General features: G+C 75.0%; 11 protein-coding genes and 1 pseudogene. 7 read left to right on the top strand and 5 right to left on the bottom strand.

All coding sequences use genetic code 11. The features are described from left to right. Nucleotides 1–112 precede the first annotated feature (112 nt). Entirely contained in the window at nt 113–541 is a 429-nt protein-coding gene (locus tag OG982_RS03250; protein WP_266789904.1) for an ankyrin repeat domain-containing protein, read from the top strand. 342 nt (nt 542–883) lie between these two features. Continuing rightward, on the top strand, nt 884–2,281 hold the full coding sequence (locus OG982_RS03245) for a HEAT repeat domain-containing protein (protein ID WP_266789906.1): 1,398 nt from the start codon (nt 884–886) through the stop codon (nt 2,279–2,281). Nucleotides 2,282–2,686: 405 nt separating this feature from the next. On the opposite strand, the gene OG982_RS03240 is transcribed toward OG982_RS03245, so the two are convergent. The 4 genes from OG982_RS03240 to OG982_RS03225 form a co-directional block, all read right to left on the bottom strand. Then, a complete protein-coding gene (locus OG982_RS03240; protein WP_266947908.1) occupies nt 2,687–3,094 on the bottom strand; it encodes a DUF3224 domain-containing protein in 408 nt (135 codons plus the stop codon). A 489-nt stretch (nt 3,095–3,583) separates the two neighbouring features. After that, on the bottom strand, nt 3,584–4,468 hold the full coding sequence (locus tag OG982_RS03235; protein ID WP_266947906.1) for a biotin-dependent carboxyltransferase family protein: 885 nt from the start codon (nt 4,466–4,468) through the stop codon (nt 3,584–3,586). Next, nucleotides 4,465–5,076 (bottom strand): allophanate hydrolase subunit 1, encoded by a 612-nt coding sequence (locus OG982_RS03230; RefSeq protein WP_266789910.1) that lies wholly within the window; start codon nt 5,074–5,076, stop codon nt 4,465–4,467. Before OG982_RS03230 ends, OG982_RS03235 begins: the two co-directional genes overlap by 4 nt. Further along, nucleotides 5,073–5,834, bottom strand: a complete 762-nt coding sequence (locus tag OG982_RS03225; protein WP_266792244.1) for a LamB/YcsF family protein — start codon at nt 5,832–5,834, stop codon at nt 5,073–5,075. The genes OG982_RS03230 and OG982_RS03225 overlap by 4 nt, the downstream gene beginning before the upstream one ends. Before the next feature lie 150 nt (nt 5,835–5,984). Between OG982_RS03225 and OG982_RS03220 the strand changes: the two genes are divergently transcribed. The 3 genes and pseudogenes from OG982_RS03220 to OG982_RS03210 all read left to right on the top strand — a co-directional run bounded on the left by OG982_RS03220 (nt 5,985) and on the right by OG982_RS03210 (nt 13,510). Further along, nucleotides 5,985–7,490, top strand: a complete 1,506-nt coding sequence (locus OG982_RS03220; RefSeq protein ID WP_266947905.1) for a hypothetical protein — start codon at nt 5,985–5,987, stop codon at nt 7,488–7,490. Nucleotides 7,491–7,800: 310 nt separating this feature from the next. Beyond that, nucleotides 7,801–8,718: a hypothetical protein gene (locus tag OG982_RS03215; protein ID WP_266947904.1), complete on the top strand. Its 918-nt coding sequence runs from the start codon at nt 7,801–7,803 to the stop codon at nt 8,716–8,718. A gap of 53 nt (nt 8,719–8,771) precedes the next feature. Further along, a pseudogene (locus OG982_RS03210) lies at nt 8,772–13,510 on the top strand (hypothetical protein). A gap of 158 nt (nt 13,511–13,668) precedes the next feature. On the opposite strand, the gene OG982_RS03205 reads toward OG982_RS03210, so the two are convergent. Next, nucleotides 13,669–14,139: a hypothetical protein gene (locus tag OG982_RS03205; protein WP_266947903.1), complete on the bottom strand. Its 471-nt coding sequence runs from the start codon at nt 14,137–14,139 to the stop codon at nt 13,669–13,671. Nucleotides 14,140–14,490: 351 nt separating this feature from the next. Between OG982_RS03205 and OG982_RS03200 the strand changes: the two genes are divergently transcribed. Together OG982_RS03200 and OG982_RS03195 are read left to right on the top strand one after the other, a co-directional pair. Then, a complete protein-coding gene (locus OG982_RS03200) occupies nt 14,491–17,433 on the top strand; it encodes a nitrate- and nitrite sensing domain-containing protein (RefSeq protein WP_266947902.1) in 2,943 nt (980 codons plus the stop codon). Continuing rightward, nucleotides 17,430–17,867: a roadblock/LC7 domain-containing protein gene (locus OG982_RS03195; RefSeq protein WP_266789920.1), complete on the top strand. Its 438-nt coding sequence runs from the start codon at nt 17,430–17,432 to the stop codon at nt 17,865–17,867. Before OG982_RS03200 ends, OG982_RS03195 begins: the two co-directional genes overlap by 4 nt. Nucleotides 17,868–17,871 lie beyond the last annotated feature (4 nt).

Below are 17,871 nucleotides of genomic sequence, written 5' to 3'. Positions count from 1 at the left end.
GACCGGGCGCTACCCTGACGATTCACCCGTACGGACGCGGCTCCGTACGCCCCCTTGCCCGCCCGGCCTGGGGAAACATCACGCCATCAGCCAGCGAAAGGCGGTACGAACGATGAGCGAGCACACCCCGGACGGCTCCGGCCCCGGCACCAACGGCGTCCCCGACGAGGACGTCATCGAACTGGCCACCAAGATCTTCGACCTCGCCCGCCAGGGTGAGACCGAGACGCTCACCGCGTACCTCGACGCGGGGGTCCCCGCCAACCTCACCAACGACCGCGGCGACACCCTCGTCATGCTCGCCGCCTACCACGGCCACGCCGCCACCGTCACGGCCCTGCTGGCCCGCGGCGCCGAGGCCGACCGCGCCAACGACCGCGGCCAGACCCCGCTGGCCGGCGCCGTCTTCAAGGGCGAGGAGGCCGTCATCCGCGCGCTGCTCGCCGCGGGCGCGGACCCGACCGCCGGAACCCCCTCCGCCGTGGACACCGCCCGCATGTTCGCCAAGGCCGACCTGCTGGAACTCTTCGGAGCCGAGTAATCCGTTTTCTGGCGCCACCTGGGCACCGATCGGCCGACGCGGACCTCACGGGTTGGTCACGGCGGCCGTAAATGTGGTCGCGGTGCACAAACCGGCTGGGTCATCATGGCGTCGGATTCGATTCGCGAACATGACGGACGGGCAGGAGCGGGCTGGACGCGAAGGGTGTCCCGACCCACCACCTGCCGAACCGGCCGCCATGGCCGCGAAGCACCGACGAGAGTGAGAAGGCAATGGTCTACATCGAGCGGAACATGACGGCGGACGTCCTCACATGCTGTTACGCGGCCCTGTGAATCCCGATTCCCGGTTGCGTCCCCAGCTTGATTTGAGGCCATTCCCATGTTCGAACCAGTCATAGCGCCTAGCGGCACCCTGCTCGGGCTCCTCCAGCGGGGTCGCGGCGACGGCACGCTGCACGCCCTGGCCGCACCCAGGGCCGAGGCCCTCGCGGCGCTCAACCAGTGCGTGCTCCGCGACCCGCGCCAGGACTGGCGGGTCGAGAACCGCTCCCTGTACTACGCCAGGCTCTACCTGGACCTCGACGGCCCCCTCGGCGAGATCGAGACCCACCTCTTCAGCGCCGACGACCTCGTCGACGAGGAGGACCACCGGACCGGCCTCGCCCTGTCCGTACTGGGCCACCTCGCCTCCTACGGCCGCGACGACGCGCTCATGCTGCTGCGCCGGTACGCAGCCTCCGGCGCCAACTGGGCGTGGGCCCTCGACGAACTCGCCCTGCGCGACGACGACGAGGGACTGCGCGGCCTCGCCACCCCCATCCTCGCCAGATTCCCGGCCACCGCCGACGGCGAGGCGCGGCTGGCCGCCGCCGTCCGCGACGCGTACGAGCCGCGGCCCTGGTGCCTGTGGGAAGAGACGCCCGAGTTCGGCGAGCGGTTGCGCGCCGCCCGCCAGCAGGGCTCCTTCGACCGCTGGCAGCGCCAGCTGACGCCCAGCGGGCCCCGCCCCGGCTGGGGAGTCCAGGCCGTCTTCGACTGGGCCGCCGACGGCCTGAGCCGCGGCACCCCGCTGCACGTCCCCGCCGCCCGCTGCCTCGCCGCGGTGGCCGCCCCCGAGGACCGCTCCGCGATCCTCGCGGCCGCCGCCGGAGCCGCCGGCGAGGCGGCCCGGGCCACCGCCCTGCACCACCTGGTCGTCGCCGAACCGGACAACCCGGCCGTCCTCGACCTCATCGAAGCCGCCGGGGACGAGCCCGCCGTGGCCGCCTACGAGCGCATGTACAGCCCCGCCGCCATCGACCGGGCCCGGCTCTGGGCCCACCGCCCCGACGCCCTCGGAGCGGCCGCGGCGGCCCTCCTCGCCACCCGCGGCGGCGCCGAGGACACGAACCTCGTCCTGAGCGCCCTCCGCTCCACGGTCCGCGGCGCGGGCCCGGACAGCCTGAGGCTGTTCCCCCTGGTCGACGGAGCCGGCCGGCTCGCCATCGGCTGCGCGGCACCGGTGCTGCGCCACGTCTACCGCGAGACGTCCTCGTCCCACCTGCGCGGCCGCGCGGCGCGCGCCCTGGCCAGCACGGACCCGTCCTTCGCGGCGGGCTTCGCGGTCGAGTGCCTGTGGGACTGCGAGGAGACCACCCGCGAGGTGGCGGCCCACCACGCGGAAACGGCCGACGCCCGTGTAGCCCCCCGGCTGCGCCACCTGGCGGCGGACCCGGCGGAGGAAGAGGAAGTCCAGTCGGCGGTCCGGAGCCGGATAGCGCCGGAGTCGGCGGTGTAGGTCCGGGCTGCGGTGTCGGGTGTCCGGTATTCACGTCGGACGGAATGGGACAGGGTTGGGGGGTTCCCGGCAGTCTTTGGCATTCCGGTTCGGTCCGGCCCGTCAAGGGCGCTCACTGCGTTCGCGTCGCTTCGCGATGGCCTTCGGCCACCCTTGACCGACCGGCCCGAACCGGAATGCCAAAGACTGCCGGGAACCCCCCAAAGAAACGGTCAGGGGGGACCATGCCCACCTCTCGGGAGCGAGGCGCCTGGCCGGGAGCTCTGCCTCCCGGCAACGCCGCCCTCCGGGCGGAAAGACAGCCGAACCCGCCCCCAGCAGCATCCGACTAACAGAAGGCCGGCAGGGCGCGTCAGATCGCTACGCGCTCCTCACGGCTTGGCGACTGCGGACGTCTGTGGCTGGTCAGCTCAGCTCGTAGTCGAACCACACCCGATGGGTGCCGTCGGCATCGACGGTCAGCCCACCGGATCCGGCGATGCCGGTGAGTCGGCCGGTGCCACTGGACGGCACGATGGCGAAGAACTCGTTGACACGGTCACTGCCGTGCGTCGTGGCGGAATGCGCGAAGTTGAACGCACCCTCGCGACCGTTCAGCGTGCCTTCGAAGGACTCCATGGCCAGGTAGGTGCCAACACCCGCCGTGTGGTCGAACGCAGAGGTGAACAGCGTGGCCGAACGGCCGACGATGTCACCCTCGAAGTGCTTCTCCATCGTCATCACGCCCACCGGAACTCCGGTGGCCACAGGGGGAGACGGCACGACGTCGGTCGGGTCGAAGGCTTTGACGCTGAACGTTCCAGAAGCTCTCATGCCTCGATCGTAAGGACGCCCACTGACAACGCGCCCTGACCAGCCCACGGCGACCGTTCGCCGCCGGCCGGTCCGCGCTGTGTAGCGATCGTGGGCGGCTTATGTCCGGCCACAGACGGGTCGCGGTCGCCGGGCAATGAGGAGCACGTAGCGATCTGACGCGCCTGGCCCCCGTTTGGTACTTGGGTGCTGCTGGGGGCTGGTGCGGGTGTCTTTCCGCCCGGAGGGCGGCGTTGCCGGGAGGCAGGGGTCCCGTTCAGGCGTCTCGCGTCGCCCTCCCTGGAACGGTTCCCCCTGACCGTTTCTTTGGGGGGTTCCCGACAGTCTTTGGCATTCCGGTTCGGGCCGGTCGGTCAAGGGTGGCCGAAGGCCATCGCGAAGCGACGCGAACGCAGTGAGCGCCCTTGACGGGCCGGACCGAACCGGAAGGACAGTGAGACTGGCGGGAAGTCCCCAACCCTGTCCCATCCCGCCCGACCCGTATGCCGGTCACGCCCGCGCCCTCACGAACCGCACCCCGACCCCCGGTCGGGCCTGGGCCGCCGCGTTGAGGGCGGGGCCGGGCGGGACCACGCCGAGTACCGGGTAGCCGCCCGTGACCGGGTGGTCGGCCAGGAAGACCACCGGCAGGCCGTCCGGGGGGACCTGGACCGCGCCCAGGACCATGCCCTCGCTCGGGAGTTCGCCCGGGCGCGACCGGAGCAGCGGTGGGCCCGCCTCCGTGCGCAGGCCGATGCGGTTGGACATCGCCGACACCCGGTACCCGGAGCGCCAGAGCCCCGCGATCGACTCCGGGGTGAACCAGTCGGCCCTGGGCCCCAGCCGCAACGGCAGCAGCAGTTCCGCCCCCGGCCCCGCCCCCGCCGCCCCCGTCACGTCCGCCCCGGTCACCGGGTCCCGCCCCGCCGCCCCCACCGGCAGCACCGCCCCCGCCGCGAGCACGTCCGGGCCCAGGCCCGACAGCAGGTCCGTCGCCCGGCTGCCCAGGACCGGCGGTACGGCGAAGCCGCCCCGGACCGCGACGTAGCTGCGCAGCCCCGACACCGCCCGGCCCACTTCCAGCTCGGCCCCGGCCGGGAGCCACACCGGCTCGCCCCAGGCGACCGGGCGTCCTGAGGCCCGTACCGCGCAGGACGCTCCCGTGACCGCCACCGTGAGCGGGGCCAGCGCCCGCAGGGCGACCCCGTCCAGGGTGGTCTCCAGGGTCGCGGCGTCCGCAGGGTTGCCCAGCAGCCGGTTGGCCAACGCGTGCGCCCCCGCGTCCAGGGCGCCCGACCGGGGGACCCCGAGGTGCGCGTACCCGGGCCGGCCCCGGTCCTGGACGGTGGTCAGCGCCCCCGCGCGGAGCACCAGCAGGGCGCGCGCCCCGCTCATGACCCGGCCTCCTCGAACCGCACCCGCAGCCCGGGCGCGAACAGCGCCGCCGGTTCCCGCTCCGGGTCCCACAGCACCGCGTCCGTGGCCCCGATCAGCTGCCAGCCGCCGGGGGAGGAGCGCGGGTACACCCCGGCGTACTCGCCCGCCAGCGCCAGCGAGCCCGCCGGGACGGCCGTGCGCGGCGTGGCCCGGCGCGGTACGTGCAGGTGCTCGGGGAGCCCCGTCAGGTACCCGAACCCGGGTGCGAAGCCGCAGAAGGCCACCCGGAACACCAGCGAGCCGACGATCTCCGCGACCTCCCGCGCCCCCACCCCCCACAGCCGGGCCACCTCGGCCAGGTCCGGTCCGTCGTACCGCACCGGGACGGTGATCAGCGGCCCCTCCGTTTCCGCCAGCGGCGGCACCTCCCAGCGGGCGATCCGCTCCGCCAGCGCGCGCGGCTCCCGCACCCCGTCCAGGAGTACGGTCCGGGCCGCCGGCACGATCTCGCGTACCGGGCCGAGTTCCGCGCGGCGCCGCAGCAGCTCGGCGTGGAGCGCGGCCACCTCCGCCGCGGAGTCCACTTCGAGCAGCAGTCCCTCGGAGCCCGCCACGAGGGCCCTCACGCGAACGCCTCCACCCGCACCCCGGCCGCGCGCAGCGCCTCCCGCACGCGCAGCGCGAGGCCGGCCGCCCCCGGGGTGTCCCCGTGCAGGCACAGCGAGCGCGCGGCGACCGGTACCGGGGCCGTCCCGTCGGCCGGGGTCACCGCCCCCTCGACGGCCATCCGTACCGCGCGCGCGACCACCGCGTCCGGATCGTGCAGCACCGCCCCCGGCTCGCCGCGCGGTACGAGCGTCCCGGCGGGCGTGTAGGCCCGGTCGGCGAAGGCCTCCGGTACGGCGGCCAGCCCGGCCTCCGCCGCCGCCGCGAGCAGCAGCGACCCGGGCAGCCCCAGTACGGGAAGACCCTGTGCCCCGGCCGCCAGCCGGACCCCGGCGACGACCGCGCCCGCCTGGCCCGCGTCGTGGACGGTGCGGTTGTAGAGCGCGCCGTGCGGTTTCACGTACGACACCCTCGACCCGGCCGCCCGGGCGAAGACCTCCAGCGCCCCGATCTGGTACGCCACCTCGTCGGCCAGCTCATCCGGCGGCACGTCCATGGAGCGCCGCCCGAAGCCCGCCAGGTCCCGGTAGGCGACCTGCGCGCCGATCCGTACCCCCCGCTCCGCCGCGCGCTCGCACACCCGTCGCATGATCGACGGGTCCCCGGCGTGGAAGCCGCACGCCACGTTGGCGGACGTGACCACGGACAGCAGCGCCTCGTCGTCGGTCAGCGTCCAGCGCCCGAAGCCCTCGCCGAGGTCGGCGTTGAGGTCGATCAGGGGGGTGATCCTGGGTGCGATCATGGAAGCCATGCGGTGAGCGTAGAACAGCGCCCGGACCGCCGTGCCGGGTTCCCCGTCGCTCCGGGACCGATCCGGCCGAACCATGCCGTTTGGGATGTTGTCCGTATCAGCGCCTAGTCTTTGTCCGTGACTCTCCCTGCCCCGGCGAAGCCCCTCTCGTCCCCGGCGCCGGGCCCGGCCGCCGACGAGGGCCTGGCCCGGCGGCTGCGCGCGCTCGCCTGCACCGCCCCGCTGCACGACCTCGACGTACGCAAGGCCAACCTGGCCGGCGAGTACGGGGGCTACGCGATGGCGGAGGTCGCGCTCGCCGCGATCGACCTGGTCACGCTCAACATGGACTTCGACACCGGTGCCGACCACGAGCAGATAGTGGCCCGGCTGCTGCCCCGCGTCGCCGCCCAGGCGCCCGTCCGCCCGGCCGCCGAGCACGAGCGGGTGGCCCGCTGGGTGCTGGAGAACCTGATCAACGTCGGCAGCGTCGACCGGGGCTTCCGCGCGATCTACGGCACGTTCGGCCCCGACGGGGTGTACGTACGCCGCGACTACGACTTCAAACTCATCGAGGAAGTCCCGGGGTACGGCGGCGGCGTCTACCTGCGCACCACCGACGAGGCCGTCAACGTCCTGGTCGGCGCCCTCGACACGGACGTCACCAGCGCGCAGATCGCCGCCGAGGTCAAGCTGGAGGTCCTGATCAGCCGGGGCCGCCTCGCCGACGCGCAGCTCGCCGCCGAACAGGCCCGCTACCGCACCGTCCAGTACGCGGAGACGCTGCGCCGCACCCTCGACGCGACGCGGCGCAACGTGCGCGCCGTGGACTGGCTCCAGGCCGTCCCCGACATGATCGCCGAGGCCCTCGACCACGTCGCCGACCGCTACCGGCACGAGAACGCGATCCTGACGAACATCCGCCGGGCCCGCGACGAGGCCGAGGACCCCGAGAACAAGCGCCGCGCCGCCGAGCTGGTGGACATCGTCAAGGACTGCATCCGCCGCCACACCCAGCTCCAGTCCCGCCTCTTGGACGCCGGCCCGCTGTTCCGCGCCGAGCAGGACCGGCAGGCCTTCGCCGCCCCCGCGCCGCGCTCGGGCATCGACCTGTACGGGCAGCTCGTGGCCCCCGTCCTGCCGCTCCCGCTGGAGCAGGCCTGCCGGGTCACCGACGCCTTCTTCGCGGCCGGCGCCGGCCTGCGCACCCCCGTCTCCGTCCGCGCCGCCGACCTCGTCGAGATACTGCTGACCCCGCCCGTGGAGCGGGAGCACCTCGGCGTGGAGATGCCGGAGCCGGACCTCATCGCGACCCCGGACGACAGCCGCTTCAGCGAGGAGCAGCTCGCCCGCGCCATGGAGCTCCTGGACCTGCCGCACGACGCCCCGCGCCGGCTCTCCGGGCTGCTCGCGCAGGCCCGCCGCGGCGACCCGGAGCTCCCGTACCTGGTGGCCCTGCTGGCCGTCCACGCGGCGAGCCCGGCGGTCGGCACCGCGTACCGCCAGGGCGAGGAGCGGCTGCTCTTCGCCGTGGACGACGGCACGCAGTTGGAGGACCCGGAGTTCGGCGGCGCCGACCTGATCGTCGGCACGGCCCTCCTCGACGCCGCCGGCATGGCCGCGGCCCGCTCGGAGGCGTCGTGACCACCGCCCCCGCCGGGCCCCCGCCGCCTGGCCACCGCCCCACAGCCGGATCCGAAGCCGGAGCCGGACTCCGCACCGCGCGCGCGGCCGCTACCCGGGCCGGCGCCGGGGACGCAGACCGTCCTTCGGCTGGGGCCGGGGGCCGTGCCGCTGTGGGTGCCACGGGCCGTGGCACCCCCCGGGCCGGAGGCCGCCGGGCCGCCGGGGCTCCGTACCCGGAACGGACCCCGCCCGCCGCCGGGCCGGCCCGGGCGCAGCGCCCCACGGCCACCGCACACCACGCACACCGCACCGCCGAGGAGACCCACCCGTGAGCGACCACCACGCCGAGCACCCCGCGTGGAGCGAGCCCGACGCGCCGTCGGCTCCCGTCGCGCCCGCCCCCGGAGGGACCGCCCCCGGAGGGACCGTCACGCCCGCCGACGCCGCGGACGCGGCCCGGCTCGTCGCCTTCGGGCTCCAGCCCAAGCTGCTCCCGGCCCGCGACGCCGAGTACGCCGAACTGCTGCGCCGCTACCGCGAGGACCCCGCCTTCGGGCGGCTCGCCGACGCCGTCGCCACCGGGCTCGGCCTCGTCGTCCTGGAGGTGTCCCCGCGCGCCGGCATGGCCGTCGCCGCCGGCGAGGACTCCGTCTTCGCCGTGCGCATGGGCGACTACGCCCGCCGCACCACCGCCGACTCCGCCGACCGGTTCCTGCACGGCCTCGCGCACCTCGCCGTCGCCGCCCTCGCCTTCCCCCGGCCCGAGGACCTCGCCGACGACGGCTACATCGGCCGGATCACCGTCAACGGCGTCGACGCGTTCGTCCGCCAGACCTGCCGCCGCCTGGAGGAGCGCGCCGAGGAACTCGGCGAGAACACCGACCCCGCCTCCGACGCCCCCGGCCTGGAGGCCGCCTGGCGCGTCTACGCCCGCCGCAGCGCGACCGGCGCCACCAAGGACGCCCGCCGCCTCGCCGGATCCACCACCGGCATCGTCGGCAAGGCCGCCGCCTTCCTCACCGACTCCGGGTTCCTCCAGCGCACCGGCGACGAGTCCGGCGGCACCTACCGCACCACCCCCCGCTACCAGCTCCAGGTCCGCGACATGGCGGGCAGCTCGGCGATGGCCGAACTCCTGGAACTCGGCGTGGTCCCCGTCAGCGACGGCTCCGCCACCCTCCTGCCGCCGCCCGAGGGCGACGACCTGGAGCTCGCGGCCGACGCCGGCCTGCCGTTCCACGCCTGAGCCACCTGCCCTCCGTACCCCTCCGTACCGAGAATTCACGAGAGTCCGCCGCCATGTACGAGCTGTCCCGGATCCGCCTCTACTCCATCGGGCCCGCCGGCGCACGCTACGCCGACACCGTGCTCGACCTGCGCGGAGTGGGCGAACCGGTGCCCCACCCGGCGCCCACCCAGGCGGAGTTCTTCGAGGACGAGCCCACCGGCCCGCCCCGGCGCCCCGCGCCCGCCGGCGTGCTCTTCCTGGAGAACGGCGGCGGCAAGTCCGTCCTGCTCAAGCTGATCTTCTCGGTGATGCTCCCCGGTCACCGCAACACGCTCGGCGGCGCCAGCTCCGGCGTGCTGCGCAAGTTCCTGCTCGCCGACGACTGCGGCCACGTCGCCCTGGAGTGGCAGCACACCCAGACCGGCGAGTGCGTGGTCGTCGGCAAGGTCAGCGAATGGCGCGGCCGCCAGGTCTCCAACGACCCGCGCAAGTTCGCCGAGGCCTGGTACTCCTTCCGCCCCGGCCCGGGCCTCAGCCTCGACAACCTCCCCGTCGCCGAGGCCACCGCAGTGCGCCCGCCCGTCGAAGGCGCCTCCGGCGCCCAGGGCCGCCGCCGCACCATGAAGGGCTTCCGCGACGCGATCACCGACGCCGGCAAGGCGTACCCGCACCTGGAGGTGTACTGGGAGGAGATCCACGACCGCTGGAACGAGCACCTCACCGAACTCGGCCTCGACCCCGAACTCTTCCGCTACCAGCGCGAGATGAACGCCGACGAGGGCGAGGCCGCCGGCCTCTTCGCGGTCAAGAAGGACTCCGACTTCACCGACCTGCTGCTGCGCGCCGTCACCGACACCCGAGACACCGACGGCCTGGCCGACCTGGTCCACGGCTTCGGCAACAAGCTCGGCCGACGCGGCGAGCTGATGGCCGAACGGGACTTCACCGCCGGCTCCGTGGACCTGCTCACCAAGATCGTCGAGGCGGCCGAGACGCGGTCCCGGCTGCGCGACGTCCACGCGGGCGCCGAACGCCGCACGCGCACCCTCGCCCGGCGGCTGTCCGCCCGCGCCGGCGAGGAGCGCGGCCGCGCCGCCGACCTCGCCCAGCGGGTCACCGGCGCCGCCCACGAGGTCACCGCCGCCGAGGCCGCGCGCGACCGCAGCGCCGCCATCTCCGCCGAACTCGCCTACCGGCACGCCTCGCTGGCCCTGACCGTCGCCGACAAGGCCGCCGCCGCGCAGCGCCGCGAGCTCCTCGAAGCCCGCACCCTGCACTCCGCCTGGCAGGCCGCCGAGATCGTCCTGCGCCACCGGGCCGCCGCCGACCGCTCCGCGCGGGTCGCCGCGGCGATCCTGGAGGCCGAGCGGGACGCCGCCCCGGCGCTCGCCGCGCGCGCCACGGCCGCCGCCGAGCTGGTACGGGCCCTGCACACCGCCGCCGAGCACGGGGAGCGGGCCGCGAACGAAGAGGAGGAGCGTTCCGCCGCCCTCCAGGAACTCGGCGAGACCGCCCACCGGGACGCCACCGCCGCCGCCACCGCCGCCCAGCGGGCCCGCAGCGAGGCCGAGCACCTGCGCTCCCGCCTCGGCGAGGTCCAGCAGGAGACCGCCGAGGCCGTCCGGGCCGGCTGGCTCGACGACACCGCCCCCGACGCCGACCCGGCCCGCGCCGCGCTCGCCGCCGCCGACGCGGAGAAGACCGCCGTCGCCGCCTGGGACGAATCCCGCGAGGCCGCCCGCGCCACCGCCGAGGCCGCCCGCGAGGCCGCCGCCGCGGAATCCCGCGCCGAACTCACCGCCGCCCGCGCGGCGGACGCCGCCGACGCGGCCGAGGCCGCACACGACGCCGAGCACCGGGCGGCAGCCTCCCTCGCGGCCGCCCCCGCCTGGCCGACCTCCTGGGCCTCCCCTCGACCCCGGACACCTTCCTCCCGCACCCGCGCCCGGGCACGCCGGGCGCCTCCGCGGGCTCCGCCGCGCCGGCCGGCGCGACCGGAACCGCACCCGGCTCCGCCTCCGGGCGCCCGGGAGCCGCCGGCTCCGGTGCTTCGGCCGGCCACCCCGAAACCGCCGCAGGCGGCGGCCTCCGAGTCGAGGACCTCGACCGGAACGCCGACGACCTGCGTGAGCTGCTCACCCGCGCCGTCGCGGCGGCCGAGCGCCAGCTGTTCGAGCTGCGCACCGCCGCCGCCGACGACGCCCGGATCCTCGGCGCGCTCGGCGACGGCGGGCTGCTGCCCCCCGGCCCCGACGTCCTGGCCACCGTCGAGTACCTCGGAGAGCACGGCATCCCCGCCCTGCCCGGCTGGCGCTACCTCGCCCAGTCCGTGGACCCCGCCGACCACGCCGCCGTCCTCGCCGCCCGCCCCGAACTCGTCGACGGCGTCGTCATCACCGACCCCGACACCCACGCCCGGGCCCGCGAGGTGCTCTCCGGCGCGGCTCTGCTGCCCCGCTCCACCGTCGCCGTCGGTACGGCCGCCGCCCTGCTGGCCCCCGTGCCCCCGGTCGGCGACGATTCCGCCTCCGGGGTGTTCCTCGTACCGCCGAACCCGGCCATGCACGACGAGCACGCCGCCGACGAGGAACGCCAGGCGCTGCGCACCCGCGCCACCGCCCGCGACACCGAGATCCGCGACCTCGCCGCCCGCCTCTCCGGCGACCGCGAACTCGCCGCCCGCCTCGCCTCCTGGCGCACCGGCTGCCCGCCCGGCCGCCTCGCCGAGCTCGCGCAGCAGGCGGAGGCCGCCCGCGCCTTCGCCGAGGAGGCCGACGCCGAGCTCGCGGAGGCCCGTACCGTACGCGCCGAAGCCGACGAGGCCGCCGCCGACGCCGCCCGCGTCCGCGACGAGCGCCAGGACACCGCCCAGCGGGCCCGCCGCGCCGCCGACGCGCTGGCCGGACTCGCCTTCCGGCTGCGCGAACGCGCGGGCTGGCAGGCCAAGGTCCGCGAACTCGCCGACGAGGCCGCCGAGTCCGAGGCGCGCGCCGAGGTCTGCCTCGACCGGGCCCGCGCCGCCGACGAGGACCGCCGCGCCGCCCAGCGCGCCGCGGACGACGCCCGCCGCACCGCCCGCGCGCTGCGCGCCGAACGCGCCGAGATCGCCGGCGCCCCCGAGCCCCTCCCCGAGGACGACGGCGCCCCCAAGGCGCCGCTGCCCGACCTCCGTGAGGCCTACCGGGCCGCCTCCCAGCTCTACGAGAAGGTCGGCGTCGGCGCCGACCTGCGCGCCGAACAGGCCCGCGCCGAAGGCGACGAGAGCGCCGCCCTGGCCGAACTCGACCGGCTCACCAACAAGGTCCGCACCCGCGCCGCCCAGCTCCTCGAAGGCACCGACGGCGCCGACGGCCCCTCCCGGCAGGCCGCGGCCGCCCGCGCCGAGTCCCTCGTCCAGATGCTGGAGTCCCGCGCCTCCACCGCGAGCGAGCAGCTCGGCCGGCTGCGCGGCGAGGCCGAACGGCACGCCCCCGCCGACGGCGAGGCGCACACCGAACTGCCCGAGGAGATGATCCCCGGGGACGTCGAACAGGCACAGGGCCTGCTGCGCACCGCCACCGCCCAGCTCGCCGCCCACGCCGCGGCGGTGGAGAGCGCCAAGGCCGCCCACGCGGACCTGCTGCGCGCCCACCGCACCGCCGAGGACGGCGCCGGCGGCTTCGACGAGCTCGCCGCCCTGCTGCGGGACCTGCTGCGCGACCACGGCCACGACGAGGACGAGCAGTCCCCGGCGCCCCACCCGGGCACCCTGGAGGAAGCCCGCCAGTCCGCCACCGAGGCCCGCCGTTCCCTGCGCGGCTGCGCGGCCGACCTCTCGGCCGCCGAGGCGGCGGTGCGCGAGGCGAGCGACATCCTCGTCCGGCACGCCAACGCCAACCGCTACGAGCAGGTGCGCACCCCCGCGCGCCAGCAGATCCGCGAACTGCCCGCCTCCGCCCTGCCCGAGCACGCGGCCGCCTGGGCGGCGGCCTTCGCCCCGCGACTGCGCGTCCTCACCGACGAGCTGGCGCAGCTGGAGCGCAATCGCGACAGCATCGTCGACCGGCTGCGCGGGCTGGTGGAGTCGGCCCTGGCCACCCTGCGTTCCGCCCAGCGGCTCTCCCAGCTCCCCGAGGGCCTGGGGGAGTGGTCGGGCCAGGAGTTCCTGCGGATCCGCTTCGAGGAGCCCGACCAGGCCACGCTCACCGAGCGGCTCGGCGAGGTCATCGACGAGGCGACCCGCTCCGCCGTCAAGAAGAACAGCGCCGCCTCCTTCGGCGAGGGCCGCCGCGACGGCATGTCACTGCTGCTGCGCGGCGTCCAGGCGGCGCTGGAGCCCAAGGGCATCGCGGTGGAGATCCTGAAGCCGGACGCGGTGCTGCGCGCCGAGCGGGTCCCCGTCGGACAGATGGGCGATGTCTTCTCCGGCGGGCAGCTGCTGACCGCCGCGATCGCGCTGTACTGCACGATGGCGGCGCTGCGCAGCAACGACCGGGGCCGCGACAAGCACCGCCACGCGGGCACGCTGTTCCTCGACAACCCGATCGGCCGCGCGAACGCCACGTACCTGCTGGAGCTCCAGCGGGCCGTGTCCGACGCGCTCGGCGTCCAGCTGCTGTACACGACGGGCCTGTTCGACACCACGGCCCTCGCCGAGTTCCCGCTGGTCATCCGGCTGCGCAACGACGCGGACCTGCGCGCGGGCCTGAAGTACATCAGCGTGGAGGAGCACCTGCGTCCGGGCCTGCCCCAGCAGTCCCCGGACGAGGAGACGATCCACGGAGAGATCACGGCGACCCGGATGTTCCGCCGCTCGACGGTAGGCGCCTGACCCGGGCGCCCGGCCGGCGCCCGCCCAGGGCACCCCGACCAGTGCACGCCGCCCAGGCCCCCGCCGACCCGGTTGCCTGGTCGGGGGCATGCCGGACATGCCCTGCCCAGGCCCCGGGATCCGGCCCGGCCCCGGGCCAACCCGGCAAGGCCCCGCCGTCAGCCCCGACCGGCGCCCGTCTGGTACCGCCGGTCACCGGCCGGCGCATGCCAGGCGGCGACGCGTCCACCGGCCGCCGTATCGCCCTGCTGCGCCCGTATTCGGCCGCCCTGCGCGGACGGAGCCCCCGTCCGGGCCTCGCGGCGCCGGGCCCGCGCCGTACTGCTCGGCTGCGACACCACCCCGTACCGCTGGTTCCACATCTGCCGGGTGATCAGCACGTCCAGCACCCCCCATGTGGCCACGACGGTCCCGGCTATCGCGCCGAGCGCCATCGGCAGCGCCAGCCAGGAGCCGGTGATCATCAGGAAGAAGGTGATCGTCGCCTCCGTCAGCGTGACGGCCACGATCAGCACCGCCCGCACCGCCGAGGTCCGCACCGGGTCGGGCAGCCTGCGCCGCGGAGCCTCCTCCTCCACCCACAGGGACCGCCCGGCGCCACCCGCGCCGCCGTCCTCGTACATCCGCATGGTCCGCTCACTCCCCTCCACGCGGCCGCCCATACCTGGAAAGACGTTCGGGACGGCCGAGAGATTCCCGGATGCCGGACACCTTCCCCGCGCTTGAACAACGCGGAACGAAGAATTCCAGCCATCCATCACGTAGCGGGAACTGACGCCCCACCAAGTGTCATCTGCCACATATCGGTCCGCTCACGCCCGGAATGAGCGGACAACTAGTGATCTCCGCCAACGCATCCGGCCGAAAACGTCCGGACACGCCTTCGAAGCCGCACGGTGGCAGTAGTAGGCTCACGCCGTTTAAATGACGGAACACCGACCCCCGCCAATGGGGTTGAGCTGGGGGAGGCTGGGGAGGCCATGCGCTTTCGCGGGAAGTCCATCCGCCGGAAGATCGTGGCGTTGCTCCTTGTGCCGCTCGTCTCCCTGACCGCCCTCTGGGGGTTCGCGACAGTCATCACAGGCCGCCAGGCCCTCCAACTCCTCGACGTGGCCTACGTCATAGACAAGGTCGGCTATCCCATCGAGGACGTCGTCCGCGTCATCCAGAAGGAGCGCCGCCAGACCCTCGTCGTCGTCGGCGACCCCCGCTCCTCCGTCGCCACCGCCGAACTCGCCAAGAGCCGCGCCGCCACCGACGCCGCCGTCGAGAGCATCAGCGCGAGCGCCAAGGACCCCGAAGTCCTCGACGAGCTCAGCGAGAGCACCGCCCAGCGGCTGGACTCCATCCTCGACGCCTTCCGCGGCATCTCCGCGCTGCGCCGCTCCGTCGACCAGAACAGCCTCGATCCCAGCCAGGCCCTGGAGCTCTACAGCCGACTCATCGACCCCTGCTACGAGTTCCTGGTCAACCTCCACGCCCTTGAGAACGTGGAGATGGACAAGCAGGGCCGCGCCCTCGTCGGCATCACCCGCGCCCGCGAGACGCTCTCCCGGGAGGACGCCGTCATCGCCTCGGCGCTCGTCGCCCGCAACGTCGGCGCCGCCGACATCCGGCACGTCTCCGACTTCGCCGCCAACCGCCGCCTGCTGTACGAGTTCAACCTGGCGATCCTGCCGAGCGAGGACCGGGACCGCTTCGAGTCGTACTGGATGGGCGCCCAGACCCGGGCCCTGCGCGAGGCGGAGGAACGGTTCATCAACGCGGGGGTCACCAAGACCCCGCGCGCCGTCACCGCCGCCCAGTGGGACGAGACGGCCACCAAGGTCCTCGACGACCTCGCCACCATGGGCACCGCGGCCGGTGACGCCTACCAGAAGCGCGTCGAGCCCGCCGCCATGGACGTCCTGATCCAGGCCGCCATCGCCGGCGTCCTCGGCTTCATCGCCCTCCTCGTCTCCGTCGTCCTCTCCGTACGCATCGGCCGCGACCTCGTCCGCGACCTGTCCCGGCTCCGCAAGGACGCCCACGAGGCTTCCGGTGTCCGGCTGCCCAGCGTCATGCGCCGCCTCGCCGCGGGCGAGAGCGTGGACGTCGAAACCGAGGCGCCCCGCCTGCAGTTCGAGAAGGACGAGGTCGGCCAGGTCGCCCTCGCCCTCAACAGCCTCCAGCGCGCCGCCGTCGAGGCCGCCGTCAAGCAGGCCGAGCTCCGCCGCGGCGTCTCCGAGGTCTTCGTCAACCTGGCCCGCCGCAACCAGGTGCTCCTGCACCGCCAGCTGACCCTCCTCGACACCATGGAACGGCGCACCGAGGACACCGAGGAACTCGCCGACCTGTTCCGCCTCGACCACATGACCACCCGCATGCGCCGCCACGCCGAGGGCCTGGTGATCCTCTCCGGCGCCGCACCCTCCCGCCAGTGGCGCAAGCCCGTCCAGCTGATGGACGTCGTACGCGCCGCCGTCGCCGAGGTCGAGGACTACGAGCGCATCGAGGTGCGCCGCCTGCCGCGCCTGGGCATCGAGGGCCCGGCCGTCGCCGACGTCACCCACCTCGTCGCCGAACTCCTGGAGAACGCCACCGTGTTCTCCCCGCCGCACACCGCCGTCCACGTCCACGGCGAGCGCGTGGCCAACGGCTTCACCCTGGAGATCCACGACCGCGGCCTCGGCATGAACCCGGAGGCGCTGCTCGACGCGAACCTCCGGCTCGCCGAGACCCCCGAGTTCGAGCTCTCCGACACCGACCGGCTGGGCCTCTTCGTGGTCAGCCGGCTCGCCCAGCGCCACGGCGTCAAGGTTGTGCTCCAGCACAGCCCCTACGGAGGCACCACCGCGGTCGTCTTCCTCCCGGCCGACCTGCTCACCGACGCCCCCGAGACCAATGGCAACGGCATCCGGCTCACCGACGGCAAGCGCGCCCCGCGCCCCGCGCAGGCCGCCGTCGAGCGCGCCCAGTCCGGCCGTGCCCGCTCAGGCCGCCCGCTGCCCGCCGGGGCCCTGCGCGGCCCGGTGGAGTTGGAGGCCCCGCTCGGCGCCCTCGGACTGGAGGGCATCGACGCCACCGAGGCCCCCGTCGGCCTCGCCGACCTCGACATCCTCGACGACATCACCGGGATCGCCGGGCTCAGCGGCGTCGGCGGCCGCCCGCCCATGGCCACCCTGGACGACGAGACCCCGCCGAACGGCACCCCGCGCAGCTCCCTGCTGGGGCTCCCGCAGCGGGCCGGCGGCTGGAAGAGCGACCGCAACGGAGCCCACCGCAACACCGCCGACCGCAACTCCGTCGACCGGCACACCGGTGACCGCCACGCCGGCGACCGGGGCGGCGCTGACCGGGGCGGCGCCGACCGCTTCGGCGAGCGCGAACCCGACCGCGACCGCGAGCGGGAACCGCTGCCCCCCACCGGCCCGGTCCGCCTCGACCACTCCCGGGTCGAGAAGGTCCGCCCCGACGGCCCCCGCGCCTCCGGCGCCGTACCGCTCCCGCGCCGCAGGCCGACCCCGACCCTGGTCGCCGAGCACGGCCGCCGGGTGGATCCCCGCCCGGTGTCCATGGTCCGGCGGCCCGGGCAGGCGCCCGCCGAGACCGACGCGCCGGCCACCAGTGCCAATCCCGCCCACGGCCCCGGCGGGCTGCCCCGCCGGGTCCGCCAGGCCAGCCTGGCCCCACAGCTCAAGAACGCCCCGGCCGCCGCGTCCGCCGAAGCCGCCGCCGAGCGGCCGGAGGAACGCGACGCGGAGGACGTACGCAACCGCATGTCCGCGCTCCAGCGAGGCTGGACGGCCGGACGCACCGAGTACGCGGCGCAGCAGCGCCGGGTACAGCAGGAGAACGCTCAGCAGCAGTCGGAGACGGGGGCGGGCACGTCCGCCGCCACCGGTCCCGCGACCGAGAACGAGAACGAGGGGGACGGTCGATGACCGCACCGCAGACCGGCAACGACACCAGGGGCCGCGGCTCCGGCCCGCTCAACTGGCTCCTCGACGAACTCGTCGACAAGGTCGCCAGCATCCGCAAGGCGGTCGTCCTCTCCGGCGACGGCCTGCCCACCGGCAGCTCCAAGGACCTGACCCGGGAGGACAGCGAGCACCTGGCCGCCGTGGCCTCCGGTTTCCACAGCCTGGCCAAGGGCGTCGGCCGGCACTTCGAGTCCGGCCGGGTCCGCCAGACCGTCGTCGAGCTGGACGAGGCGTTCCTGTTCGTCATGGCGGCCGGCGACGGCAGCTGCCTGGCCGTGCTCTCCGACGCCGACTCCGACGTCGGCCAGGTCGCGTACGAGATGACCCTGATGGTCAAGCGAGTCGGCGACCACCTGGCGACCGCCCCTCGGACCGGGCTGCCAGCCGGAGGGTGAGTCG

Origin of the sequence: Streptomyces sp. NBC_01551 (assembly GCF_026339935.1) — a bacterium.
Classification (GTDB): Bacteria; Actinomycetota; Actinomycetes; order Streptomycetales; family Streptomycetaceae; genus Streptomyces.
Note: the sequence above shows the minus strand (reverse complement) of the source record. Positions and strands in the feature narration are given on the sequence as shown.

Coding starts and splice junctions, on each gene's coding strand:
- OG982_RS03245 (WP_266789906.1), top strand. CDS start 884: ATGTTCGAACCAGTCATAGCGCCTAGCGGCACCCTGCTCGGGCTCCTC.
- OG982_RS03200 (WP_266947902.1), top strand. CDS start 14,491: ATGCGCTTTCGCGGGAAGTCCATCCGCCGGAAGATCGTGGCGTTGCTC.
- OG982_RS03250 (WP_266789904.1), top strand. CDS start 113: ATGAGCGAGCACACCCCGGACGGCTCCGGCCCCGGCACCAACGGCGTC.
- OG982_RS03240 (WP_266947908.1), bottom strand. CDS start 3,094: ATGAGAGCTTCTGGAACGTTCAGCGTCAAAGCCTTCGACCCGACCGAC.
- OG982_RS03195 (WP_266789920.1), top strand. CDS start 17,430: ATGACCGCACCGCAGACCGGCAACGACACCAGGGGCCGCGGCTCCGGC.
- OG982_RS03235 (WP_266947906.1), bottom strand. CDS start 4,468: ATGAGCGGGGCGCGCGCCCTGCTGGTGCTCCGCGCGGGGGCGCTGACC.
- OG982_RS03205 (WP_266947903.1), bottom strand. CDS start 14,139: ATGCGGATGTACGAGGACGGCGGCGCGGGTGGCGCCGGGCGGTCCCTG.